23 protein-coding genes are annotated in these 25,252 nt (G+C 45.7%); 17 read left to right on the top strand and 6 right to left on the bottom strand.

The window, feature by feature from the left end; translation table 11 throughout:
- Positions 1–201 precede the first annotated feature (201 nt).
- Positions 202–468: a hypothetical protein gene (locus tag A4R26_RS03690; protein ID WP_133054520.1), complete on the top strand. Its 267-nt coding sequence runs from the start codon at positions 202–204 to the stop codon at positions 466–468.
- 230 nt (positions 469–698) lie between these two features.
- On the opposite strand, the gene A4R26_RS03685 is transcribed toward A4R26_RS03690, so the two are convergent.
- From A4R26_RS03685 to purN, 6 genes are all read right to left on the bottom strand, one after another.
- Positions 699–887, bottom strand: coding sequence for a CsbD family protein (locus A4R26_RS03685; protein ID WP_081160544.1), 189 nt, complete (start codon positions 885–887; stop codon positions 699–701).
- A 39-nt stretch (positions 888–926) separates the two neighbouring features.
- Entirely contained in the window at positions 927–1,472 is a 546-nt protein-coding gene (locus A4R26_RS03680; protein ID WP_081160540.1) for a DUF8685 domain-containing protein, read from the bottom strand.
- A 76-nt stretch (positions 1,473–1,548) separates the two neighbouring features.
- Positions 1,549–3,069 carry a serine hydrolase gene (locus A4R26_RS03675; protein WP_081160537.1) on the bottom strand — a complete coding sequence of 507 codons (1,521 nt, stop codon included), beginning with the start codon at positions 3,067–3,069 and terminating at the stop codon, positions 1,549–1,551.
- A 23-nt stretch (positions 3,070–3,092) separates the two neighbouring features.
- A complete protein-coding gene (locus A4R26_RS03670; protein ID WP_165760130.1) occupies positions 3,093–4,388 on the bottom strand; it encodes a serine hydrolase domain-containing protein in 1,296 nt (431 codons plus the stop codon).
- 270 nt (positions 4,389–4,658) lie between these two features.
- On the bottom strand, positions 4,659–5,315 hold the full coding sequence (locus tag A4R26_RS03665) for a hypothetical protein (RefSeq protein WP_133054519.1): 657 nt from the start codon (positions 5,313–5,315) through the stop codon (positions 4,659–4,661).
- A gap of 165 nt (positions 5,316–5,480) precedes the next feature.
- Positions 5,481–6,554: a phosphoribosylglycinamide formyltransferase gene (gene purN / locus A4R26_RS35555; protein WP_242674810.1), complete on the bottom strand. Its 1,074-nt coding sequence runs from the start codon at positions 6,552–6,554 to the stop codon at positions 5,481–5,483.
- A gap of 265 nt (positions 6,555–6,819) precedes the next feature.
- Here purN and A4R26_RS03655 point away from each other — a divergent pair, with 265 nt between their 5' ends.
- The 16 genes from A4R26_RS03655 (at position 6,820) to A4R26_RS03580 (ending at position 24,934) form a co-directional block, all read left to right on the top strand.
- Positions 6,820–8,100 (top strand): c-type cytochrome, encoded by a 1,281-nt coding sequence (locus tag A4R26_RS03655; RefSeq protein WP_081160526.1) that lies wholly within the window; start codon positions 6,820–6,822, stop codon positions 8,098–8,100.
- Positions 8,101–8,261: 161 nt separating this feature from the next.
- Positions 8,262–11,429, top strand: coding sequence for a TAT-variant-translocated molybdopterin oxidoreductase (locus A4R26_RS03650; protein WP_081160522.1), 3,168 nt, complete (start codon positions 8,262–8,264; stop codon positions 11,427–11,429).
- A gap of 71 nt (positions 11,430–11,500) precedes the next feature.
- Positions 11,501–12,952 carry an NrfD/PsrC family molybdoenzyme membrane anchor subunit gene (gene nrfD, locus A4R26_RS03645; RefSeq protein ID WP_081160517.1) on the top strand — a complete coding sequence of 484 codons (1,452 nt, stop codon included), beginning with the start codon at positions 11,501–11,503 and terminating at the stop codon, positions 12,950–12,952.
- 56 nt (positions 12,953–13,008) lie between these two features.
- A complete protein-coding gene (locus A4R26_RS03640) occupies positions 13,009–13,602 on the top strand; it encodes a DUF3341 domain-containing protein (protein WP_081160513.1) in 594 nt (197 codons plus the stop codon).
- A 17-nt stretch (positions 13,603–13,619) separates the two neighbouring features.
- Positions 13,620–14,324, top strand: coding sequence for a c-type cytochrome (locus A4R26_RS03635; protein ID WP_081160509.1), 705 nt, complete (start codon positions 13,620–13,622; stop codon positions 14,322–14,324).
- Positions 14,325–14,358: 34 nt separating this feature from the next.
- A complete protein-coding gene (locus tag A4R26_RS03630; RefSeq protein WP_081160506.1) occupies positions 14,359–15,594 on the top strand; it encodes a quinol:cytochrome C oxidoreductase in 1,236 nt (411 codons plus the stop codon).
- A gap of 71 nt (positions 15,595–15,665) precedes the next feature.
- Positions 15,666–16,811, top strand: coding sequence for a cytochrome c oxidase subunit II (locus A4R26_RS03625; protein WP_081160502.1), 1,146 nt, complete (start codon positions 15,666–15,668; stop codon positions 16,809–16,811).
- A 69-nt stretch (positions 16,812–16,880) separates the two neighbouring features.
- Entirely contained in the window at positions 16,881–18,689 is a 1,809-nt protein-coding gene (locus A4R26_RS03620; protein ID WP_081160497.1) for a cytochrome c oxidase subunit I, read from the top strand.
- A gap of 72 nt (positions 18,690–18,761) precedes the next feature.
- Positions 18,762–19,670, top strand: coding sequence for a heme o synthase (cyoE, locus tag A4R26_RS03615; protein WP_081160493.1), 909 nt, complete (start codon positions 18,762–18,764; stop codon positions 19,668–19,670).
- Between the two features lie 36 nt (positions 19,671–19,706).
- Positions 19,707–20,276 carry a cytochrome c oxidase subunit 3 gene (locus tag A4R26_RS03610; RefSeq protein WP_081160489.1) on the top strand — a complete coding sequence of 190 codons (570 nt, stop codon included), beginning with the start codon at positions 19,707–19,709 and terminating at the stop codon, positions 20,274–20,276.
- 30 nt (positions 20,277–20,306) lie between these two features.
- A complete protein-coding gene (locus tag A4R26_RS03605; protein WP_081160484.1) occupies positions 20,307–20,981 on the top strand; it encodes a cytochrome c oxidase subunit 3 in 675 nt (224 codons plus the stop codon).
- 70 nt (positions 20,982–21,051) lie between these two features.
- Positions 21,052–21,531, top strand: coding sequence for a cytochrome C oxidase subunit IV family protein (locus tag A4R26_RS03600; protein WP_081160480.1), 480 nt, complete (start codon positions 21,052–21,054; stop codon positions 21,529–21,531).
- Positions 21,532–21,739: 208 nt separating this feature from the next.
- Positions 21,740–22,552 carry an SCO family protein gene (locus A4R26_RS03595; RefSeq protein WP_081160628.1) on the top strand — a complete coding sequence of 271 codons (813 nt, stop codon included), beginning with the start codon at positions 21,740–21,742 and terminating at the stop codon, positions 22,550–22,552.
- A 4-nt stretch (positions 22,553–22,556) separates the two neighbouring features.
- Positions 22,557–23,138, top strand: a complete 582-nt coding sequence (locus A4R26_RS03590) for a DUF420 domain-containing protein (protein WP_081160475.1) — start codon at positions 22,557–22,559, stop codon at positions 23,136–23,138.
- Positions 23,139–23,147: 9 nt separating this feature from the next.
- On the top strand, positions 23,148–23,624 hold the full coding sequence (locus tag A4R26_RS03585; RefSeq protein ID WP_081160471.1) for a hypothetical protein: 477 nt from the start codon (positions 23,148–23,150) through the stop codon (positions 23,622–23,624).
- A gap of 299 nt (positions 23,625–23,923) precedes the next feature.
- Positions 23,924–24,934 (top strand): zinc-binding alcohol dehydrogenase family protein, encoded by a 1,011-nt coding sequence (locus A4R26_RS03580; RefSeq protein WP_081160466.1) that lies wholly within the window; start codon positions 23,924–23,926, stop codon positions 24,932–24,934.
- The last annotated feature ends 318 nt before the right edge of the window (positions 24,935–25,252 follow it).

Here is a 25,252-nt window from a genome sequence, read left to right as displayed (position 1 = left end):
TGCGGCCAGAAGGGGGCCCGCTTTGGAAACTGCTCACTTTGAGCATAGTGCGAGCCGCATTTTGAGGACGAGTTAATGCGTCATCTGACGGGCGGCATGCTACCGCCTTGTTGCAAAAATTCCACAGCAAACCCACTCCCGGTACGGCATGGAGCTGCAGGCTGGAATGATTATTTAAGCAGTAATGGAAAGTACATTCTTATGAAAAGGACTAATTATTTCTATCATATGCTTTTATTGCTGGCCATATGCGGTTTTATGTATTGTGGCGGGGGAGAGCGCGGAGAACCTGGTTATGATGATGCGCAGGGATATGATAGTACGGCAATTTATGATCCGGGAAATTCCGATTCATTAAATGCTGCTCATCACAGGGACCCATCTATCGCTTTTCCGCGACCTCCGGTTACCGGTTCGAACCAGGATAGCAGCAGGGTGAAGGATACGCCTAACAGACCGGGATACTAAACTAATGTGATAATGGGTCGGTATCCGCCTGCGGCGAATACCGACGATATCAATACAAAAAATTGTTTTCACTTCAAGGTTGGTTTTGCATCTGTACAAGAGGAAGAGAAGGAGCTTAAAGCGCCTTCTCTTTTTTTATGCGGCCGCCGCCCGGGAAGCGGACCTTAATTAAAAACAAAAGTGGATACCTCCCAGGAAGTACCCACCTTTACTATTTTTTGAAATAAGTGTTAGCCAAGCGATTTCAGCCATTTAACCAGTTCGTCCCTGGTTTTGCCGGTTTTTTCCTGCATACGGCCCAGCCATTCGTCATCCTTACCTTCTTCGTATTTTATATCATCGTCTGTTAAATTCCCATAGGCTTGCTTGATCTTTCCTTTCCACTTATTCCAGTTGCCTTTAATTTCTAATTTGTCCATAAAACTGTTTTCAATAACAGTTAAAATCTTGTGCCACCATCAATCGGCTGTAGCTCCTTTTTCACCTACAAACCATTGTTCTTTATTTCTGAACAGCACATTAAAAGTGGTCAACGAACCATAAATACGGGTGATGTATTGCTGCAGGTTCACCTTGTCTTCATCGCTTAACACCTTATGTGCATTTATCTGCTGCTCCAGCACGCGAAGGCGGTCGCGCAACATCACTATTTTATGAAAGAACACATCGATGGGAAGCTCTTTTCCCTTTTGTGTTTTATCGGCCGGCTGTAAAATCATAAGGCCGTTCTTCCAGCGATCGCCCAATGGAACGATCTCCTGAAAGCCGCCCCACAAGCGCAATATTTTTAGTAACGACCGCTCTACATCGCTGTGTGTTTCTATTTCTTCAGTAACGTTTTCAGGAATGATCTCTTCCAGGTGCGTATCGTTCTTATCGATCTCTTTTATGCCATGATGTATAAAAGAGATGAGGTAAGTTGCGTACCTGATTCCTACAATAACACCGGGCCCGTGCTGCCGGTGTTGTAAACGGGTTCCTATACCGAGGTTAAGTTGATCCATAACATAAATATTTTCAACCTGAAATATACTATGAGTTTTTCATTAATATATTTATCGTGTTTGAAAAGCATGTTACTTATTTTTTATAGAATTCATATGGCGTAAACTCAATAAAATCGGCGACGGTTACAGTAACCGATCTTACTTTTCCATTTGCAGTCGAAAATGGCCACTCTTTTATGCCGTATAATGGATCATTGAATGTGGCGAGAAAATTATTGCCCCCTAAAGGCTCCACCGTAGCAAAGCGGCCTTTGTGATGTTCAAAGCGGGCGACCAGTTTTTTATTTTCCAGCGCTATGGTCATTTTGCCATACACGTTATGCTCATACGTACCTGCGTATGCCGCCAAAGGCAGGGTAGAAGGGCGGTTCATTGCAATGGTATCGCGCATTTTCTTAAGCCATTGCGCCGCTTCTTCCTCATTTTCCCTGTAAGCATTCAAATAACCCTGGCTGTAATTGCGATAAGGCAGGCCCAGGTATGCATCCATGATCTCGTTCTTCAACGCTTCATAAAATCTGTTGGCGTCTGTGTTGGTCAACACAATAATGCCCAGCTTTTCTTCGGGCAGCAGCGTTACACTGGTTACAAAACCATTTACACCCCCGGTATGCGAAACGATCTTTCTGCCGCTGTATTCCTGCAGCATCCAGCCGAGGCCATATAATAAAAAGTGTGCTTTATTGTACCGATGCCCACCATTGCCCATAATTGAATGCGGATACCATGTTTGCGCTAAGGCGCCGGCTGGTATAACCTGTTTTTCGTTATACTTACCGCCATTTAACTGCGCCATTAACCAATGGCTCATATCGTTTATGCTGGAAGAAATACTACCGGCGGCAGCGAGGTTATCAATATGACCGTAAGCGATCTTTTTCAAAATGCCTTGTGCTACGGTATGTGCGGTAGCTTTATTGCCTGCATTGGTAATATCTTTCGTTAATGCCAGCGTACTGCTCATTTCAAGGGGTGCAAATATTTTTTCTTTCAGGAACTCAGCCCAGGTTTGTCCACTCACTTTAGGTATAATTTCACCGGCCGTCATAAACGCGGCATTGGTATAACCCCACTTGCTTCTGAAACCGTACATCGGTTTTACCCTGCTGAATTTTTCCCGCACCTGCGCCGTAGAAAGGTCTGAGTCGAAGTAAATAAAATCGCCCTGAAAGGTTTCGAATCCTAACCGGTGACAAAGCAGATCGCGTACATTGACCTGCTTCGTTACCCAGGGATCGTACAATTTGAAATCGGGTAAATATTTTATAACCGGGCTATCGAGCGATAACTTTTTATCAGCGGCCAACATGGCAAGCGCCGTTCCGGTAAATGCTTTTGTGTTGGAACCGATCATGAATAAGGTGTTTTCATCTACCTTATTGGTTGTGCCCAGTTCTTTAACGCCATAGCCTTTCATTACAACCACCTTTCCATCCTTCACCACGCATACGGCCACACCGGGAATTTGCCAGTCGGTCAATGCCTTTTGTACATATGCATCGAGACTATCTTTTATAAACGAAGGTGTGTCCTGCGCAAACAGGCTGGCAATTTGCACTAATAAGCATGCAAACAGGATGAGGTATTTTTTCATGTTGTAATGAAGGATTGAGGTTATTAATAGTTCATGGCCTGGTAAACCATTACTTTATATAAGTTGCCGAGGCCGCCCCAACTGGTAGGCCATATATTACGGTAAACCAAACCGATCAGTTTTTCTTTGGGGTCAACCCAATAGGTAGTGGCGAACATACCGCCCCACTCGAACGTGCCTTCCCGTGTTGGCAATATGGCACTGCCTTTTTCGGTGGTAATGCCGAAGCCAAGCCCGAATTTATTGGGGCCACGGTTGATATCGCCGATCTGGTTCATGGTCATCATGCGAACGCTGTTATGGCTAAGCAGGCGCTTGCCATTGTACTCACCGCCGTTCAACAACATTTGCAGAAAAATGGCGTAGTCATAAATGGTAGAAGATAAACCGGCTCCGCCTGAATAGTAAGTACCATCCATTTTAGGGTAATCGCGGTACATGCTGGCGTACAGGTTCAGCTTTTCCGCCATTTTAACCGTCTTTTTTGTTATGCTGTCTTCTGTATATAACATTACCAGCCTGTTCTTTTTACCGGCGGGTAAATAAAAATAAGTGTCCTTCATGCCCAGCGGCTCAAATATGCGTTTGTGCAGAAAATCTTTCAGGCTCATACCCGATACCACTTCAACCAGGTAACCCAGTACGTCGGTATTGAGCCCATAGGTCCATTTTTCGCCGGGCTGGTGAAACAATGGCAATCGGCCGAGTATCTTAATTTGATCGGCCAGTACAAAATCGGGTACGCCAATGCCGCCAATTACGCCGGCTTTGTAATAGATGTTTTTTGCCTCAGTTGTACCTATCTGGGCATAACCCAGCCCGCTCGTATGCGTGAGCAGGTCGCGAATGGTGATCTCTCTTTTGGCCGGAACAGTAGTATAAGTAGTATCGGCTTTATTATATTTATCTAAAACCTTTGGGTTTTTGAATTCAGGAATGAAATTGCTGATGGGGTCGTCGAGCATGAACTTTCCTTCTTCAAACAGCATCATCACGGCCACGCTGGTAATGGCCTTTGTTTGCGAGGCTATGCGAAAGATGCCATCCTTTGGAAGTGGCGTTTTGGCATTTATGTCGTTATAACCGAAATTTTTATAATATACGATTTTGCCGTCGTGCACAATCATGGCTACGGCGCCGTTCATGCGGCCTTTGTCAACATATTCTTTCAGGACAGTATCGATGCGGTTTAAACGCTTTGAGGAGAATCCGCCGGCTTCGGGTGTTGCCGCCATACTTAGTACGGGGTGAACGTTTTGGCTGTATGCGATGTAAAAACCGGCTATAATCAATAATAGTGTAAGGCTGATCGTTCTCATGATAGCGCGCATGTTTAATGAAGGAAGTTAGTAAGGAAATGAAAGATTAAAAATTAAAAATAAGGAAGAAAAAGGGGGAGTCGACAGGTTTAGCGTGTGGAGTTTTGTAAGGTGGAAAACGAAAGCCGAAGTAAGAAGAAAGGTGTAAAAAGCCGGTGGTAAAATGTATGAAGGCGTAGAGAGGCGAAACCTGAAAAGGGCGTTCCTTGTCAACCAGTCAACCAGTCAACTCGTCAACCCGTTAACTCGTCAACCCGTCAACCCGTTAACTTACTCTTCCTTCTTCAACTCTCCCATAATTTGTTTCAGCTTCGTATGCTTTTCAAAACACTTCTTAATATATGACTGCAGCTCGTAGTCGGTAGCCGTTCCAATAAACACCAGGTCGGGGCGGTAGCGGTTCATGAAAGTATCCAGTTCGGCGCCGCGTATCTGGGTGAGGCGGATCACCAGCGCCCGGCTAAACCGGTGATCGATGTATTTCTGTTTTTCTTCCTCTATAAGGCGGTCGCGGAAGGCGGCCATCCGGCGGTTTTTGCGGAAATTGAAAACATCGATAAGCTGGTCGAGGTCAACCCCAACGGCCGCATTTTGCGTGGTGGGGGTAACTATGCCCAAACCGGGTTTTTTATAATTGAACGCTTTGGCGTATTCCTGCCGGTTGGCAATGGAATCCAGATGATAGTTCCGCTGTTTCACCATAATGGGCCTCAGCTCAGTGACATTTACATGCAGCGAAATCTCAAAGTTTTGCTGGTTGGGGATAACGGCAACCGGGTATTTGGGGGTGCCTTTGTTTAAGTAAGAGAAATAAATGGAGTCGGTGTCCCGCACATACAGGGAGTACCGGCCGAGGGAATCTGTAGTGGTGCCGGTTCCGCCGGTGCTCATTACGCTCACACCAACCAACGGTATCTGCTGGGTCATGTCGAACACCTTTCCTTTAACCTGAATTTGAACCTGGCTAAACGCTGTTAACGAACCGGAAACCAGTAAGATTAAAATTATGTACCGTTTTAATGTCAAGCTGAAGCGATTGAGTTTGTGATATTACAGCAAGAAAATGATATAAACTGAAATTGCCGGAACGATTTAACGGCGATTTTGCAGTTCGCGCACCACTTTTTCGACAATAATTGGGTAGTGCTCATGTTCCAGTGCATGAATTTTTTGCGCCAGGGAGTCGGCCGTATCGGTTTCATCGATAGCACAGCGGGCCTGGAAGATCAGTTGCCCGTGATCATATAATTCATCAACATAATGTATGCTGATGCCGCTTTCTTTTTCTTTGGCGGTGATCACGGCTTCATGTACAAAACGGCCATACATGCCTTTACCCCCATAATTTGGCAAAAGGGCGGGATGTATATTAATTATAGATTGGGGGAATGCCTGAATTAATGCAACAGGAACTTTCCATAAAAAGCCGGCAAGTACAATAAAATCAACATTATGTTGTTTTAGTTCGTCGACGTAGGCATTGCCGCGGAAGAATTTTTCCTTTTCAATTATTTGGGCGGGAATATTTTCCTTTTCGGCAATCGTTAATACGCCTGCGCCTGGTTTGTTGCAAACAATTAATGCTATTTTAATATCGGAACTGCCTTTGAAATGATCGATCAGCCTTTGAGCATTTGATCCGGCGCCCGATGCGAAAATGGCAATATGAACGGTTTCTGGTTGCTGGTTTTTGGTTTTTGGTTGAGTGGCCGAAGTCTGAGCTCCCTGAATGGGTTCAGCCTGGTTATCGGACATAGCCGATTGCTCCCGCTTTTGAGCGGGACCGAATGCCGGTTGGTTTTTTCCTGTTTCTTCAATCCCCGCGCTTAGCATATTATTGTAATCTACGTTTAGTGTTTGTTTATTATTGGACGACTGTGAGTTACCTATCAGCTTCAATCGTTGAAGGATCTTCTTTTCATAATTCCAGAAGAAATTGAACTGGCCAAATGGAATGGCGAAAAGCAGGATAAGCGCCTGGTAGCCGAAAAGCAGGATCCCTGCTTTAATAGCCCAGTACCAAAACGATGAAGCTTCGAGCTGTAACCAATGGGTGACCTGACGGGTTAACCAGGCCGTAGTTGTTCCGGTAATGGCAAATACACACAGAATTAAAAAAAACTGGGTGCCATTAACGTTCCATTTTTGTTTCAGTTTTTGAAACATGAACGCAAAAGTGCAGGAAAAAATCGGGGTGGAGAAAAGTCAATTTTACTATCCGTTTACGAGATGCGAAACATTCCTTGTCACATTGACAAAAGCATGACATTTCTGACTGAACCGTTTTAACAAACGGGGTAAAATCGGCTGAAACCCGCGCCAGGCCTACATTAAAAAAATTTTGAACAGGTAGTGATTTTGTTAAAATCCTGACTTATTTTTGCACCCAATTCGGGAAATTTTTCCACATAATTTCATCATATCCAACAATATGATTGATCATCGAGCAAATGTTAAGCGAACCCTCTTCAGTGCATTGTTCTTTTTACTATTGTCGTTCGGAAATAAGATCTTAGCTCAGGATGGGAAGGCCATTTTTCAGGATAACTGTGCTTCCTGTCACGCTGTTTTCAAAGATCTTACCGGCCCGGCTTTAGGAGGATTAACAACACGTGGCCCCTGGACTGATCGTAAAAAGCTTTACGACTGGGTTCATAATCCGGCTGGTTTTATGAAAAACGATCCCTATACGCAGGGATTGAAAGCGCAGTTTGGCGGCGCAATGATGACCGCGTTTCCATCTTTAAGTGAAAAAGAAATCGATGCGGTTGTCGATTACGTAGAGAAAACTTTTAAAGCTGGCCCTCCAACAGCTCAGGGTACTCCTTCAGGCGCGCCCGGCGGCCAGGTACTCGACGAGAAAGACAATTCTATCTTATACGGCGTACTCACCCTGATCCTTGCAGTAGTTGCATTGATCATGCTGCAGGTGAACAGCAACCTGAAAAAACTGGCCGACGATAAAGATGGCATTCCTTCTTATGAGCCAATTCCATTCTATCGTAACAAATCCTACATCACTTTATTAACGCTGATCCTTTTTGTAGTTGGCGGTTTTTATATAGTGAAAGGCGCCATTGGTTTGGGCCGCAGCACAAACTATCAGCCTGAACAACCTATTTACTACTCCCATAAAGTACACGCCGGTGTAAACCAGATCAACTGTTTGTACTGTCATGGCGGTGCAATGGAAGGCAAACATGCCAACATTCCTTCGGTGAATGTTTGTATGAACTGTCACATGACCATCAACGAGTACAGCGGCAGCGCCGGTAAATTATTCCGTGAAGACGGTACGGAAGTAAACGGTACTGCAGAAATTCAAAAGATCTACGCTGCAGCCGGTTGGGACCCCGCTAAAAAACAATACACCGGGAAAGTACAGGAAATTTCATGGGTTAAGATCCACAACCTGCCCGACCATGTATTCTTCAGCCATGCCCAACACGTAAATGCCGGTAAAGTACAGTGCCAGACCTGCCATGGCGATATCCAGAAAATGGATGAAGTGTACCAGATGGCCGACCTCAGCATGGGCTGGTGTATCAACTGTCACCGTACAACTAAAGTTGACTTCGGCGGCAAAGGCGAAGAAGGCAACAAGTTCTACAGCATTTACCAAAAGTACCACGACGAGATCAAGGCAGGAACGAGAGACAGTGTAACTGTTAACGATATTGGTGGCCTGGAGTGCCAGAAATGTCACTACTAAAAATTTGCAAATATGCAAATTTGAAAATTTGAAAATGGGATTCCTGATTTTCAGATTTTCAAAACAAAATGTAACAAGCAAGAATTTGATAATGCAGGCTGAATTTTCGATAACCTCATTTTCAAATTGGTAAATTTTCAAATTTTCAAATTAAAAGATAAATGGCTAACAAAAAGTACTGGCAGAGTTTCGGAGAGCTCAATAACAGTGAGGCCTATGAAAAGTCGATTTCAAACGAGTTCAAAGAAGAATTACCGTTTGAAAGTGCTGATAAAAAAGGATTGGAAACCAGTCCAGCCTCCCGTAGAGACTTTTTGAAATATCTCGGTTTTAGTACAGCGGCCGCAATTGCCGCAGCCAGTTGCGAAACTAAGGTCAGAAAGGCGATCCCTTATGTGAACAAGCCTCAGGATATGGTGCCGGGCATTGCTGATTATTATGCTACCACTTATGTTAGCGGCGGCGAAGCGATACCAGTTGTAGCCAAAGTGCGCGATGGACGTCCGATCAAACTGGAAGGCAATACCCTGTCTTCTTTTACAAAGGGCGGTTCTTCTGCCCGCATGCAGGCGTCGGTGCTCGATTTATACGATACGGCCCGTTTACCTCACCCTGTAGCTAATAACACGGCTACCAGCTACGAGGCAATCGACCGCGACATCAAAAATGCATTGGCCGGAATCGGCGGCGGTCAGCTGGTTTTGTTAACCTCAACCATCACTTCACCTTCTACCAAACAGGTTATCGCAGAATTCTTAGCGAAATACCCCAACAGCAAACACGTTCAGTTCGATGCTGTATCATACAGCGGTATGCTGCTGGCTAATGAAGCTACCTTCGGAAAACGCGCTATCCCTTCATATAACTTCGACAACGCTCAAACAATAGTGAGCCTCGGCGCCGATTTCTTATGTACCTGGCTGAGCCCTGTTGAATTTCAACATGGCTACAGCAAAAACCGTAAGGTAAATAAGACCAAGACCGACATGAGCAAACACTACCAGTTCGAAAGCATGATGAGCACAACCGGCTCTTCTGCCGACGAGCGTTTTGTTCACCGTCCGTCTGAAGCTGGTATCGTTGCAGCGGCTTTATTAAGCGCAGTAAACGGCCAGGGTGCAACCGGCGTAACCGGCAAACTGAAAGCCGGAATTGAAAAAGCTGCCAAAGACCTGATCGCCAACAGAGGCAAAGGTTTGGTTATCAGCGGAAGCAACAACGTACAGGTTCAGATCATCGTAAACGCCATCAACGACGCCATCGGTGCTTACGGTGCTACCATTAACTGGGGCAATCCTATTCTGATGCACCAGGGTATCGATAGCGAAATGGTTACCCTCGTGCAGGATATGCAGGCCGGCCGCGTAGGCGCATTGCTCATCTACGGCGCCAATCCTTCTTACGAGTATTACGATGCCGAGAACTTCAATAAAGGGTTGAAAGCAGTTAAACTCACTGTTTCATTCAACGACAGAAAAGACGAAACCACTCAACAGTGTAAATATATTTTACCGGCTCCTCACTTCCTCGAAAGCTGGGGCGATACAGAACCTAAAGCCGGTTACATCAGCTTAATTCAGCCAACCATCAACCCGCTGTTCGAATCAAGACCTTTTGAACAAAGCTTATTGAAATGGGCTGGTAACAACACTACGTGGGATGTATACCTTAAAAATTACTGGATCGCCAAATTGGGCAGCCAGACAACTTTCGATAAAGCATTACAGGACGGTGTAATTGAAACACCGGCTGCTGTTGCAGGCGCCGCCGCTTTCAATGGCGCTGCTGTGGCACAGGCAATTGCTGCTGCCAACACACAAAAGAAGAACAGCGAGTTTGAAGTAGTGATCTACCAGAAAACCGGTGTTGGTAATGGTAAACAGGCTAACAACCCCTGGTTGCTCGAACTGCCTGATCCTATCACCCGCGTAAGCTGGGATAACTACGCAGTTATCGCTCCTGCACTCGCAAAGAAATTCGGTATTGACCTCAGCGACAGAAGATCTGCCGACAGCTACGAGGTGAATGTTGAGAAACCTGTTATCAAAGTAAAAGTTCGCGGTAAAGAAGTTGAACTTCCGATAATAGTAGTACCTGGTACTCAGGAAAACACCATCGCCATTGCCGTGGGTTATGGCCGCGATAAAGGTGTTGGCCGTGCGGTACATGCTGCCGATGGCGGTTCACTGGGTAAGAACGCTTATCCTTTGCTTACCTTCAACGGAGCAACTTTTGAATGGAACGCCCAGGCTGAAATGACCAAAACCGATAAGGTTTACAAAATAGCCCAGGCGCAAACACACAATAGCTACGAAGGCCGTCATGGTGTTATCCGTGAAGTTACCCTCGACGAGTATAAGAAAGAGCCAATGATCGTTCGCAACGAACGGGCTGCGGAACTCAAGAACTGGGGCGGTTTGGAGAAATTTGAAAAAGACGGTACCCACTATCCCGTTTATGAACGTCCGGGCATTAAATGGGGCATGAGCATCGACCTTAACAGCTGTTTTGGTTGCGGCGCCTGCGTGGTAGCCTGTCATATCGAAAACAACGTTCCTATCGTAGGTAAACACGAAGTAATGCGTTACCACGATATGCACTGGTTGCGTATCGACCGTTACTTCAGCGGTAACCCCGATGATGCAGAAAGCATTCAGACCGTATTCCAGCCGATGCTGTGTCAGCACTGCGACAACGCTCCATGTGAAAACGTTTGTCCGGTAGCCGCTACACACCACAGCAGCGAAGGCCTCAATATGATGGCTTACAACCGCTGTATCGGTACCCGTTATTGCGCTAACAACTGTCCTTATAAAGTACGTCGTTTCAACTGGGCCGATTACACCGGCGCCGACAGCTTCGCCAACAATCAGCAACCGCTGGTTGACGAAGGTAAACTCGACGATGTAGTACTGATGATGAATGACGACCTCACCCGCATGGTACTTAACCCCGATGTTACAGTACGTAGCCGTGGTGTAATGGAAAAATGTTCATTCTGCGTACAAAGAGCACAGGCCGGTAAACTGGAAGCCAAAAAACAAAACCGTCCGCTGGAAGATAGAGACTTCCAAACAGCCTGTCAGCAAGCCTGCTCGGCCGACGCTATTGTATTCGGTAATGTGAACAACAACCAGAGCGCGATCTTTAAGAACCGTGCAGAAAACGACAACCGTTTGTACTATGCACTGGAAGACATTCACACTTTGCCAAATATTAACTATCTGGCCAAAGTGAGAAACACCGCTGAGATCAGCAATCATGGTGTGCTCACAGGTCCTGAGCATGTAGCTGCTGCAGCTGAACATGGTGCAGCGCACAAAGGATAAGTTGTATAGGTAAATTAAAATTTTTCAGCTAACGATTCCGCAACGGCGGTGAATAGCTAAAAGCATATAACATGTCATTAATTAGATACGAATCGCAAGTACGACCTCCGCTGGTAGACAACAATAAGGATTATCACCAGGTTACGGAAGATATTGTGCGTCCTATTGAAGCGAACCCGAGCCGCCTCTGGTGGATAGGTTTTCTTATCTCAGTAGCACTGTTACTTTTTGGTGTGTATTCAATTTACCGTGAGGTTACCTACGGGGTTGGCCAGTGGAACCTGAACAAAACGATAGGCTGGGGCTGGGACATCACCAACTTCGTTTGGTGGGTGGGTATCGGTCACGCCGGTACGTTGATCTCTGCGATCCTGTTGCTGTTCCGCCAGGGATGGAGAACGGGTGTGAACCGCGCTGCGGAAGCGATGACCATCTTTGCGGTAATGTGCGCCGGCCAGTTCCCGATCTGGCACATGGGTCGTGTGTGGATGGCCTTCTTCGTATTACCTTATGGAAATACCCGCGGTCCGTTATGGGTGAACTTTAACTCACCGCTTTTGTGGGACGTATTCGCGATCTCAACATATTTCACTGTATCATTATTGTTCTGGTATTCCGGTCTTTTACCTGACCTTGCTACCGTACGTGACCGCGCCAAACTGAAATGGCGTAAATATATGTACGGTTTGCTGTCATTCGGCTGGACCGGTTCTACCAAACACTGGCAACGTCATGAAAGCCTTTCTCTGGTACTGGCCGGTATGAGTACCCCCCTGGTATTGTCAGTGCACACGGTGGTATCTTTCGACTTCGCCACTTCGGTTGTACCGGGCTGGCACACCACCATCTTCCCGCCTTATTTCGTTGCGGGCGCCATCTTCTCGGGTTTTGCGATGGTGCAAACCCTGCTGTTGATCAGCCGTAAAGTGTTGAGCCTCGAAGATTATATCACCATCGAGCATATCGAGGTGATGAACAAAGTAATTGTATTGACCGGTTCTATAGTAGGTGTTGCCTACCTGACCGAGTTGTTTATATCATGGTATGGTCAGAACCCGAACGAAGGCTGGGCGTTCGCTCAGAACAGGTTGAATATCTTCAGCCCCTACGGATGGAGCTACTGGCTGATGATGGGTTGTAACGTGATCTCTCCGCAGATCTTCTGGTTCCGCAAACTGCGCCGTAACCTGGTAGTTACCTTCTTCATGTCGGTGATCGTTAACATCGGTATGTGGTTCGAGCGTTTTGTGATCATTGTAACCTCTATCTACCGCGATTACCTGCCAAGTAGCTGGAGTACTTACTACAGCCCAAGTATCTGGGAGATCGGGTTCTACCTGGGAACGTTCGGTTTGTTCTTTACCTGTTACTTCCTGTTCTCTAAATTCTTCCCCGTTATTGCGGTGGCGGAGATCAAACACATTCTGAAGAGATCAGGCGATAACTATAAGAAAGGCATGCACCAGATCGAAAAAGAAAGTGCCGATCATTTGTATCATGAGATCCATAGCGATCATCACTAAAAACAAAGGCATTACAGAAACAGAATTCTCGAAATAAGAACTATCAAAATCTTTATATGGCTGTTAAAAAATTTGTTGTCGGTTGTTTTGATGAAGAGGGGCCGTTATTTGATGCCGTTAAAAAAGTACGTAAGTCGGGTTATAAGCTGCACGATGTATATACACCGTTCCCTATTCACGGTTTGGATAAAGCCATGGGTTTACGGGATACGAGCATCCACACAGCCGGATTCTTATACGCTATTTTTGGAACTACATCCATGTTGTCGTTCATGACATGGGTATTTACCAAAGATTTTCCTTTGAACGTAGGTGGTAAACCGCATTTCGCTTTACCGGCCTGGATTCCCATAACCTTCGAGTTTACTGTATTATGCGCCTGCGTGGGAATGGTTATCACATTCTGTTACCTGTGCCAACTGGCTCCCTTCGTAAAGAAGCACCACTTTCATCTGCGTGCAACCGATGACAGGTTTGTAATGGTTATCGAGTGTACTCCTAAAACGAACGAAAGTGAATTAAGTTCATTTATGACCAGTATTGGCGCAACAGAAGTTAACGTACAAAATGCCGAAACCGGTTGGTGGTTAGGTAGATACGATAAAGAACAAAAATTGTTTGAAGGTCAAAGCGAAACTGTTTCTGCATAATATCTGAATACTTTAAGATGAAAAAATTATCAATTATTTCTGTTTTAGTGATGGCTGTGATAGTTTGGAGTTGCAGTGACGTACGTAGAAGTCCGGGCAAAGTGTATATGCCTGACATGGCTTACAGCCGGGCATATGAAACCTATGCACCTTATGATACGCTCGCAAAGCAGGGTATTAATTATAACCGCCTGCCGGTAGCAGGTACCATTAAACGTGGTGAATTACTGCCTTTTTCCATAATGGCAGATAAGCCGGGCGACACTGTAAACTATGCGCAATCTGTGCGTGTAGCGAATCCGTTGCCTGCATTGGATGCGGTTCAAATGAAAGAAGCAGAAAGATTATATCTTATCAATTGCGGTATCTGTCATGGTACGGCGCTCGATGGAAATGGCCCATTGTACAATGGCGGTAGTGGTCCGTTCTCGGCAGCTCCTGCCAACCTTACAGGTAATGCAAAATATGTGAACATGCCCGAGGGACAGATGATGTACTCTGTAACTTATGGTAAAGGTCAGATGGGAAGTTATGCTTCTCAGCTGAGCACCACACAACGCTGGCAGATCATTCACTATGTGAAATCAAAACAGGGTGGTGGTAAACAACCTGCAGCAGCAACAACTGCAGCGCCAGCCGATTCAGCATCTGCGAAAAAAGATCCGGGTGCAGGCCCTGCAACAGGTGCGCAACCGGCTGCAGATACAACACAAAAAAAATAACTGACACGAACACAGAACATATAAATTACTGATAATGGCTATTAAAGAATTTTTCGCCATCCCCGCACGATACAGAACCTGGTCATTGGCTTTGATGGGAGTCGGCATTTTATCTGTTATCATCGGTTTTTTCATCTATGGAATTCCGAATGAGCATAACCATCATGGTGCAAGATTTTGGGCCAGCCTGTTACAAAACAGTGTCTACTTTTTGCTGGTAGTTAACGCCTCCATGTTTTTTATCTGCGCCACTACACTGGCTTTTGGCGGCTGGCAAATTGTATTCCGCCGAGTTACAGAAGCTATTTCTGTTGCAGTAATTCCTTTAGGCATTATAACCTTGATCGTATTGATAGCGCTGGTGACTGTAGATCCCCATATCTTCCACTGGCTGCACCCCGAAGGCGATAAAATTCTCATGGGTAAATCAGCCTTTTTGAACCCCACATTTTATATCATCTGGACTATACTGGCCATTGGCCTGTGGATCGTTCTGGGTTACAAAATGCGTCAGTTATCGCGTGAGCTCGATAACAACCCACCGGTTGATGCTGAAGCCGGTCGTAAATACATCTTCAAAAACACCGTTTGGGCTGCCATCTTCATTGTATGGTTTGCATTGACAGTAATGTCTACCGTTCCCTGGTTGTGGCTGATGAGTATCGATGCACACTGGTATTCTACCATGTACAGCTGGTATACCTTTGCCAGTACGTTTGTAGCTGGTATGGCATTGATCACCATCTTTGTGGTTTATCTTAAAAATCAGAGCTACCTCGAGTATACCAACGAAGAGCACATTCATGACCTCGGTAAGTTCATGTTTGCCTTCTCTATCTTCTGGACCTACCTGTGGTTCTCTCAGTACATGCTGATCTGGTATGCGAACATTCCTGAAGAAACTGTTTACTTCAACTCGCGTATTACCAGCAAAAGCCACAACGGCGCCTACTCAGGCCTGTACTGGTTCATGTTTGCACTTAACTTCCTGGCCCCCATTTTAATATTAATGCGCCGGGGATCAAAAAGAAATTATACAACGGTTACGTTTATGGCAATCGTGATCATTTTCGGTCACTGGCTCGATTTCTATCAAATGGTTTTCGCCAGCCTGTTCCCCGATCATGTAACATTGAACCTGTTCGATTTTGGCGTGGCCGCCGGATTTGTAGGGTTGATCATGTTCGCCACAGGCCGTGCTTTAACGAAGGCGCCCCTGCTTGCCAAAAACCATCCGTTCATCAAAGAAAGTATTATACATCATACCTAGTAGAACTATAGGTGTGATACTTGATAAATCAACGAACTCAGTTTCGATAGTATAAAAATTATTGAAAGATCATGACAACTACCGGATTATTTTTGTTAGCTATCCTGGCGCTTGGGTTTCTGATTACGTTTCAGATAGCCAAGGCGAGTGAGTATGTTTCTGTATTAAAGGGAGAAAAAAAGTCTTTCGAACAAAATAACAGGATCAATGGATTTTTGATGGTAGTGTTCCTGGTATTGGGTATCATAGGTGTATACTGGTGCAACAAAGCGTTGTATCCTAAAACCCTGATGCCCTATCCATCAGCTTCTGAGCATGGTGAGAACATCGATACCATGTTGAAGATCACCCTGCTCATTACGGGCATCGTGTTTTTCATTACCCAGATCCTTTTGTTCTGGTTCGCTTATAAATATCAGTACAGCGATAAAAGAAAAGCTTTCTATTATCCCCACAATAACAAACTGGAAGTTTTGTGGACAACCGTTCCTGCTATTGCCCTGTGTACCCTGGTAGGTTTCGGTTTATACTACTGGTTCAAGATCACCGGCGAAGCTCCACAGGATGCTATGCAGGTTGAAATTACCGGCCGCCAGTTCGGTTGGATCTATCGCTATCCGGGTAAGGACAATACATTCGGTAAGAAATATTTCCGCATGATCGATGAGGCCAATGGCAACATGCTGGGTATGTTGTGGAAAGATTCTACCATGCAAACGCCTAACGGCATTCAGAACCTGAAAGCCGATCCTACCGGCTTTGATGATGTTATCACTACCACCGCTATGGTGCTGGTAAAAGATCAGCCGGTTAAACTGATCATCAATTCACGTGATGTAATACATGATGTGGGTTTGCCGCACTTCCGTTTGAAAATGGATGCTGTGCCTGGTACTCCCACTACTTTGTGGTTTACGCCTAAGTACACTACCGAGGAAATGAAGAAGATTACCAATAATCCCAATTTTGAATATGAGATCGCCTGCGACCAGATGTGCGGTAACGGTCACTATTCAATGAAAGGGCTTATTAAGGTAGTAAAACGTGATGAGTTTATTTTGTGGCGCGCCAAACAGGAGCCCAGCTACAAACCTGCAACTGATGTTGCGCCTGCCAGTCCTGCTTCTCCGGCGCCAAATCCCGGAGCGGTAGATACTACAGCGCACGATGCAACAGGCGCCTTGGTTCCTCAGGCAACTATCGCATCTAAAAAATAAAGGCAAACCCGGGTATCGAGGTAAGCACAGAAACTGAATTTTAAATTACGACCTTCAAAATAAGATACAATGAGCCACGGTCACGCAGAAGTTCTCACAACGCATGAAGTGCACCACGACGAACATGGTGCGCATCATCACCATCAGTCGTTTGTTTCAAAATATATATTCAGTCAGGATCACAAGATCATTGCCAAGCAGTTTTTGATCACTGGTATGATCTGGGCCATCATTGGCGGTTTGATGTCGGTGTTATTCCGCTTACAGCTGGGTTACCCCGATCAATCGTTCCCCTGGCTGGAAGATATTCTGGGCAACTGGGCAAGAGGTGGTAAAATTACCCCCGAGAACTATTATGCCCTGGTAACCATGCACGGTACCATTCTGGTATTCTTCGTGTTAACCGGTGGTTTGAGCGGAACGTTCGCCAACTTCCTCATTCCTTTACAGGTGGGCGCCCGCGATATGGCCTCTCCCATGATGAACATGCTGTCGTACTGGTTCTTCTTCGGCGGCAGCATAGTGATGTTGTCATCACTGTTCATTCAAACGGGTCCGTTCAGCGGTGGTTGGACAGCCTACCCGCCATTGAGCGCCCTTGGTGATGCTTCACCCGGCTCTAAAACCGGTATGGACCTGTGGATAACCTCTATGGCCCTGTTCGTAGTGTCGTCACTGCTTGGTGGTTTGAACTATATCTCTACCGTTTTGAACCTGCGTACAAAAGGTATGAGCATGACACGCCTGCCACTGACCATCTGGGCGTTGTTCTTTACCGCTGTATTGGGCGTATTATCTTTCCCTGTACTATTATCAGGTTTCATCCTGTTGCTGTTCGATCGTCACGGCGGCACCAGCTTCTACCTGTCAGATATTTATATTGCCGCTACCAACCAGGCGTTACCAAACGAAGGTGGCAGTGCGATCCTGTACCAGCACTTGTTCTGGTTCCTGGGTCACCCCGAGGTGTACATCATCCTGTTGCCTGCGATGGGTATGGCATCTGAGATCCTCTCAGTTAACTCGCGCAAACCGATCTTTGGTTATATGGCCATGGTGGGCTCCATGTTCGCTATCACCATCCTGGCGTTCCTGGTTTGGGCACACCACATGTTCGTAACCGGTTTGAACCCATTCCTCGGCTCGGTGTTCGTATTGCTGACCCTGTTGATCGCTGTACCTTCAGCCATCAAGGTATTCAACTGGTTAACCACTATCTGGAAAGCAAATATCAAGTTTACCCCCGGTATGCTGTTCGCGTTAGGTTTTGTGAGCCTCTTCATTTCGGGTGGTTTAACCGGTATCTTCCTGGGTAACTCTACACTGGATATTCACCTGCACGATACTTATTTCGTAATCGCGCACTTCCATATTGTAATGGGGGTATCTGCCTTCTTCGGTATGTTCGCCGGTATTTACCACTGGTTCCCGAAAATGTATGGCCGTTATATGAACAATACGCTGGCTTACATTCACTTCTGGGTTACTTTGATCGGTGCTTACCTGATCTTCTGGCCAATGCACTATGAAGGTTTGGCCGGTATGCCACGCCGTTACCTCGATTACAGCAACTGGTCGTCATTCAACCAGTTCGGTGATCTGAACAAATTCATCTCTACTGTAGCAATGATCGTATTCGCTATACAATTACTGTTCGTGTTCAACTTCTTCTACTCTATCTGGAAAGGAAGAAAGGTTACAACGCAAAACCCATGGGGGGCTACCACACTTGAGTGGACCGCGCCAATCCATCCGGGGCACGGTAACTGGGAAGGCGAGATCCCTGAAGTTCATCGCTGGGCTTATGACTACAATAAAGATGATCGCGATTTCATTCCTCAAACTGAGCCGATCAGTGCGAATGAAAGCAAACACTAAGATTAATGTGCTAATGAGATAATATGCTAATGTGCTGATTGGAAAACGCACACATAACAATATTAATAACTGATGGAGCAAGTAACCGTGAAGCAACAGAGTTCTTTAAATATTGCCGGTAAGGTAAAAGACTATATGATGCTGATTAAGTTCAGCCTCAGCTTCATGGTTGTGTTCTCTGCTGTTATCAGTTACCTGCTGGCGCCGAAAGTGGTTGAGTTCGACTGGCTTCACATCATACTGTTGTTTACAGGCGGCCTGCTGGTTACCGGCAGTGCCAATACGGTAAACCAGATCGTTGAAAAAGATACCGACGCCATGATGATGCGCACTTCCAAAAGGCCTGTGGCCTCAGGAAGAATGCAGCCGGCGGAAGCCTGGGCATTTGCCATCATCGCCATTGCAGCCGGCCTGTTCATACTCGGTTATTTTTTTAACTGGTTATCGGCAGGGTTGGCATTGTTCAGCTGGTTTGTATATGCATACATGTACACGCCATTGAAGAAGGTAAGCGCGGTATCGGTGCTGTTAGGCGCCGTACCGGGTGCGTTACCCTGTTTAATTGGCTGGGCAGCGGGGCAGGATGAGTTGAGCGCAGGCGGTTGGGTACTTTTTGCCATTCAGTTCTTCTGGCAGTTTCCGCATTTCTGGGCTATTGCCTGGATCTCGCATAAGGATTACACCAATGCCGGGTTTAAACTGATGCCTTCGGTAGAAGGGCCTACGAAGTATTCAGCCATACAATCCATTATTTATTCGCTGGTATTGATACCGGTTGGTATGTTGCCATACCTGGTAGGCATGAGTGGTATGATAAGTTTCTATATTGTACTGGTGGCGAACCTGATGATGTTGTGGTTAAGCATTCGCCTCTACCGCGAAATGGAGAAGAAAGCAGCCCGCCGCGTAATGTTCGGCAGCTATATTTACCTGGCTGTTGTTTTACTGGCGCTGTTGATGGATAAGATCCCTGTAGGATAGGTTCACATTAAAGAATAATAAAACTTAAAAACCGTGATGGCAGAAGCAGTGAGTACGCAACGAAAAAAAATACATCCTCACAAGTTTACCTTGTGGGTGGGCATAGGCAGCATCATTATGATGTTTGCCGGGCTAACCAGCGCCTATATTGTAAAAGGCAGTATGGCCGGCTGGACGACCATTGAAATGCCGCAGCTTTTTTATTATTCAACCGCGGTAATGCTTATCAGCAGCTTCACCATGCAGTGGGCGCTGAAATCGTTCAAAGAACGGGGCATGCAGCAGTACCGCCGGTTAATAACGGTAACCCTGTTGCTGGGGCTGGGTTTCATAGCTATGCAGATCATCGGGTTTTCACAGCTGTGGGAAGCCGGCACCAAATTGAAAGGAGCGACCGGCGCAGGCCAGTTCTTATATGTTATTTTCGGATTGCACGCTGTGCACGTACTGGGCGGAGTTATTGCATTGGTTGTCATATTCATCAAAGCCTTCAGTGCACGCATCCGTAATTACAATCCGGTACCGGTTGAAGTAATGAGCACTTACTGGCATTTTGTAGACCTGTTATGGGTTTATTTGTTCGTGTTCTTTTTGTTTAAATTATAATTGCAGAACTACTAATATTAAAATAGTAACATGGCACAAGTAGCAACGGCTAATTCAGGCATGTGGTCAGGTGGAAAGAGTCCATTTAAAGTGGAGTATGGAAAGCTGATGATGTGGTATTTCTTAATGAGTGATGCTTTTACATTCGGCGCATTCCTGATCTCCTACGGAACCATTCGTTTTTCAACCAACTCATGGCCCGATCCCAATGAAGTGTTCAAATCATTCCCTGTAGTTGGACACATGGATATTCCGTTGGCGTTTGTGAGTTTGATGACATTCATCCTGATCATGAGCTCTGTAACCATGGTACTGGCAGTAGGCGCCGGCCATGAAAACAATAGAAAAGAAGTGTTGAAATGGTTAGGCTGGACCATCCTCGGCGGTGCTGCCTTCCTCGGTTGCCAGGCATGGGAGTGGACACACCTTTACCATCAGGGTGCATGGTGGGGCCGCAATCCGTTCCTGAACATCGACGGAACACAGGCTTCAACCAACTTTAGCAACTTCTTCTTTACCATTACAGGTTTCCACGGCTTTCACGTACTGTCGGGCGTAGTGATCAACATTGTTATGTTCATCATGACCTGGAAAGGCGTGTTCGACAGAAGAGGCCATTACCTGATGATCGAAAAAGCCGGTTTGTACTGGCACTTCGTTGACCTGGTTTGGGTATTCGTGTTTACCTGCTTCTACCTGTTCTAGTTCGGGGGGAAGAAACGAGATTTGAATAACATTATAGGCAGTTAATTGATTTATATATAATATTGCGATTATGGAAAATGCACATGCAGCAGAGCATCATCACGCTCACGACGAGCAACATACATTCGACAGAAAAGCGATCTGGAGAACCTTCCGCATACTTTTATACATAACTATAGGGGAGCTTATACTGGCTATCGGGTACTATTCGATGACCTTTTCGAATCCCGAGCTCATAAAGCATTTACTGAATGGTATATTCATCATTCTTACACTGGCAAAAGCTTTCTTTATTATAGCCGAGTTCATGCACCTGCGTCATGAGATCAGGAATTTGATCTTAACCATTTCAATTCCTGCTTTGTTGTTCATTTGGTTCATTACCGCTTTTTTGTGGGATGGCAATTCTTACAAGAACCTGCGTAATACCTACGACAGGCATTATCTTGAGCACAGCAAGGAGAAAGCGCCTAAACAGGAACAACATGGTGAAGGCCATGGCGAAGAGAAGAAACATGGTGAAACCCAGGAGCCTGGCAAAATTCATTAATCGACTTTACTGCTAAATGTGATATAAAAAAGAACCATCGCTGCCACAGCGGTGGTTCTTTTTTTTCCTGAATGGTGCGATAGAACCGCCTAGTGTACAAAGAGTTAGGGAGTACATCCTATGGGAAATACATAAATGTATAATATTCAAATAAAAATCAGCATGGCATCGCCTCGTGCGGTACCTTTGCGCTGCAAAAGAAAAAATCGTGAGTCAGAAAGCATTATTAGCACTGTGTATTGCCATTTTCTTACCGGTAGTTAGCTATTTTATAGTGAAAGGGGTAAGCCGTGACGCTATTCATATGCCGCCGCGTTATTATCCCGATGAAGTGGTGGAAACAATAAAGAACGGCAAGAAGGTGAGCGATACCATCTGGCACCAGGTGGGCAACATCACTTTACAAAACCAGTTGGGTGAAACCGTATCATTGCACGATCTGCGGGGTAAAATTGTGGTGGCCGATTATTTTTTTACGCACTGCCCTTCCATTTGCCCTTTTCTTACAAAGAATATGAAGGGACTGCAGGATGCGCTTAAAATGAAAGATGTAACCAAACGGGTCGACACTTCATTTGTGCATTTTGTGTCATTCACCGTAGACCCTGAAAGAGATAGCGTTGCCGCCATCAGAAGATATGCCGATCATTTTGGCGTGAACTCCGATGTGTGGTGGATGCTTACCGGCTCCAAGAAAACGATCTACGATTTTGCCCTCAACGAAGTAAAACTGGGCCTGCAGGACGGGGAAGGTGTTGATTCGAACTTTATACATACCCAGAAATTTGTGGTGCTCGACAAAAAAGGTGTTGTACGCGGATACTATGATGGCCTCGACACCACTGCATTATCGCGCCTTGCAGAGGATATCACCCTGCTGATGCTTGAAAAAGAAAAGGGCGAATCTTCGCCGGTTTTGGCGCAACTGAAAGGCCTTTGGCCGGTTTACATTGCCGTAATTGTAGCCGTTGTGCTTTTTGTATGGATCACCCGCAAACCAGCAAAAGAACCCAAATATTAATAGTATGCTTCCTCCTGTATTGGTAAAAAATGATAAAAAGGCCAACTGGCTCATCCTCCTTTTTTCTTTCGTGGTATTTGCTGCGGTTGTATTGTTAAGCAGAGTTAAACTCGAAGTTGACCTTGGCTTTGATGTACATTTTTTCGCAAAACTGAATGCATTGATCAACTCAGTGGTAAGTGTGTTATTGCTGGCAGGGTTAATGGTAGTAAGACAGGGCAAATACCAGCTGCATAAAAAGATCATGATGGCGGCATTGGTATTATCGGTTATTTTCCTGGTTTCTTACATCTGCCATCACCTGTTTGCCGGTGAAACAAAATTCGGCGATATCGACCACGACGGGTTGGTAAGCGAAACTGAAAAAGCATTGGCGGGTTCAAAAAGAACATTCTACTACATAATTCTTGCTACACATATTCCATTGGCCGGAATCATTCTGCCATTTATATTATTTACAGCCTACAGAGCGTTAACAGGTGAATGGCCTAAACACGTAAAACTGGCCAAAATTACCTGGCCTGTTTGGTTATATGTTTCCGTAACGGGCGTACTGGTGTATTTGCTGATCAGTCCGTATTATTAATCACCGCGCATGCAGCATCAAACCAACGCTTTTAGCGTACTGAAGATCGTGCACATTGGCTTACTCGTAAGTATGGCCATGTTCGATATTGTATCCCTCATCATCGTTCTGGAGGGCATTCCGGTTATAGCCGATGAATCCCTGCAAAGAAGCCTGCAGGTGGGGTGTGTGATGCTTTCCGCTTTATTGCTTATCGGCGGGTTCAGGATTTTTAAGAAAAGGATCTTTACGGCCCGCAACAGTGCCGAAGCAGGAGAGAAAAGGATGGAAATGTACCGGTCAGCCTGTATAATGTGGTGGGCAATGATAGAAGTGCCGGGCATAGTAGCGGGCATTGCTTTTATAATAACAGGCAATTTTGCATTTTTTGCGCTGGCTGTCTTTCATTTACTGGCCATGCTGGTATTCGCTCCGCGAAAAGCGAATATCATCCTGTTCCTGAACCTGAATAGTAATGAAGTGGCGAAGTTGACTGGGAATAGTTGATGGAGGAGTTGAAAGGGTGATAGTTGATAAAGGAAGCAGGTTGACAAGGGGAGTTGAAAAGTTTATAGAGTTGATGTAGTTGATAAAGGAAAACAGGTTGATAAGTTAACAAGGTATAGTCGCTGTAGTTGCGTACGGCCTGCAGCTGTATTCACAGTATTTGCTTGTAGCGTGCGGCTTGAAGCTGTATTCGCCTTCGGCTTTCTGTTTTTGGCTTTATGCCTGTATCTGCCTTCAGCTTTAAGCCTTCAGCCTTTAGCGGTATTTAAGTTTTTCGATCATAAAAGACTTTCAATATAATGAAACAATTAGTTTGCATCACACCCGGCGAGCTCGAGTACCAAAATGCGGAGACGCCGGTAACACCAGCACAACATTCACTCATCAAAATAAAACGCATAGGCATTTGCGGCACCGATCTGCATGCTTATGAAGGCACTCAGCCATTCTTTAATTATCCCCGCATTTTAGGCCATGAACTGGCTGCGGAATATGTAATGGGCGGCGCATCAGGTTTTAAACCCGGCCAGGCGGTTACCATCATACCTTATTTCAATTGCGGTAAATGTATTGCCTGCCGCAGTGGAAAACCCAACTGCTGCTCCAGCATCAATGTATGCGGCGTGCATGTTGATGGCGGTATGCGCGAATACCTGGTAGTTCCTACCTATTCATTGCTGCATGGCGATGGATTGAGTTTTGATGAGTTGGCATTGGTAGAACCGCTGGCGATCGGCGCGCATGGCGTACGCCGGGCAGGCGTTCAACCGGGAGAATTTGTACTGGTGATTGGCGCCGGTCCTATTGGCCTTGGCATTATGGAATTTGCCCGTATTGCCGGCGGCAATGTAATTGCCATGGACATCAACGAGCAACGTTTGGCGTTTTGCCGCGAGAAACTGCAGGTGGCGCACACCATCAATGCCGCCAGCGATAATGTAACGCATCGTTTGCAGGAGATCACCAATAATGACATGCCAACAGTTGTGATCGATGCCACCGGAAGTTTAAAAGCCATCAATAATGCATTTCAATATATGGCACATGGCGCCCGCTATGTGTTGGTAGGTTTGCAAAAGAACGAGATCAGTTTTTCTCATCCCGAGTTCCATAAACGCGAAGCCACCTTAATGAGCAGCCGCAATGCCACCAGGGAAGATTTTGACCTGGTAATGCAAAGCATGAAAAAGAAACTGGTAAACCCGGCTACTTATATTACTCATCGTGTTACTTTCGATCAGGTTAAAAGCGAATTCGCCAGCTGGCTGAAACCGGAGACAGGGGTTATTAAGGCGATGGTGGAGTTGTAGGGGGAATTGATGAATAGCGAATTACCAATGTTGAATGTAGAATGGAATACGCGGAAATGAGAAATGAAGAATAAAGAACAGGGAAATGAAAAAGGAAATACAGGAATGCTGAATATCGAATTTTCAATGTAGAATATCGAAATAGAAGAAGTTTTAAATACCCGGTGTAGCGTAAGCGCAGCCGGGTTTTTAGTTTTTTGTGATTGCCGATTCAGCCCGCCTGAGGCGGGACCGATTGCCGTGCAAAAGCACGAGCCTCAAATTTGAGCGACCCATCTCACGTTTGCCGTTTCCCGTTTCACGATCCCGATTGCCGGT

Origin of the sequence: Niastella populi, assembly GCF_002078015.1 — a bacterium.
In the GTDB taxonomy this organism is placed as follows: domain Bacteria; phylum Bacteroidota; class Bacteroidia; order Chitinophagales; family Chitinophagaceae; genus Niastella; species Niastella populi.
The sequence above is the reverse complement of the archived record's forward strand: the minus strand, read 5'-3'. Positions and strand labels throughout refer to the sequence as shown.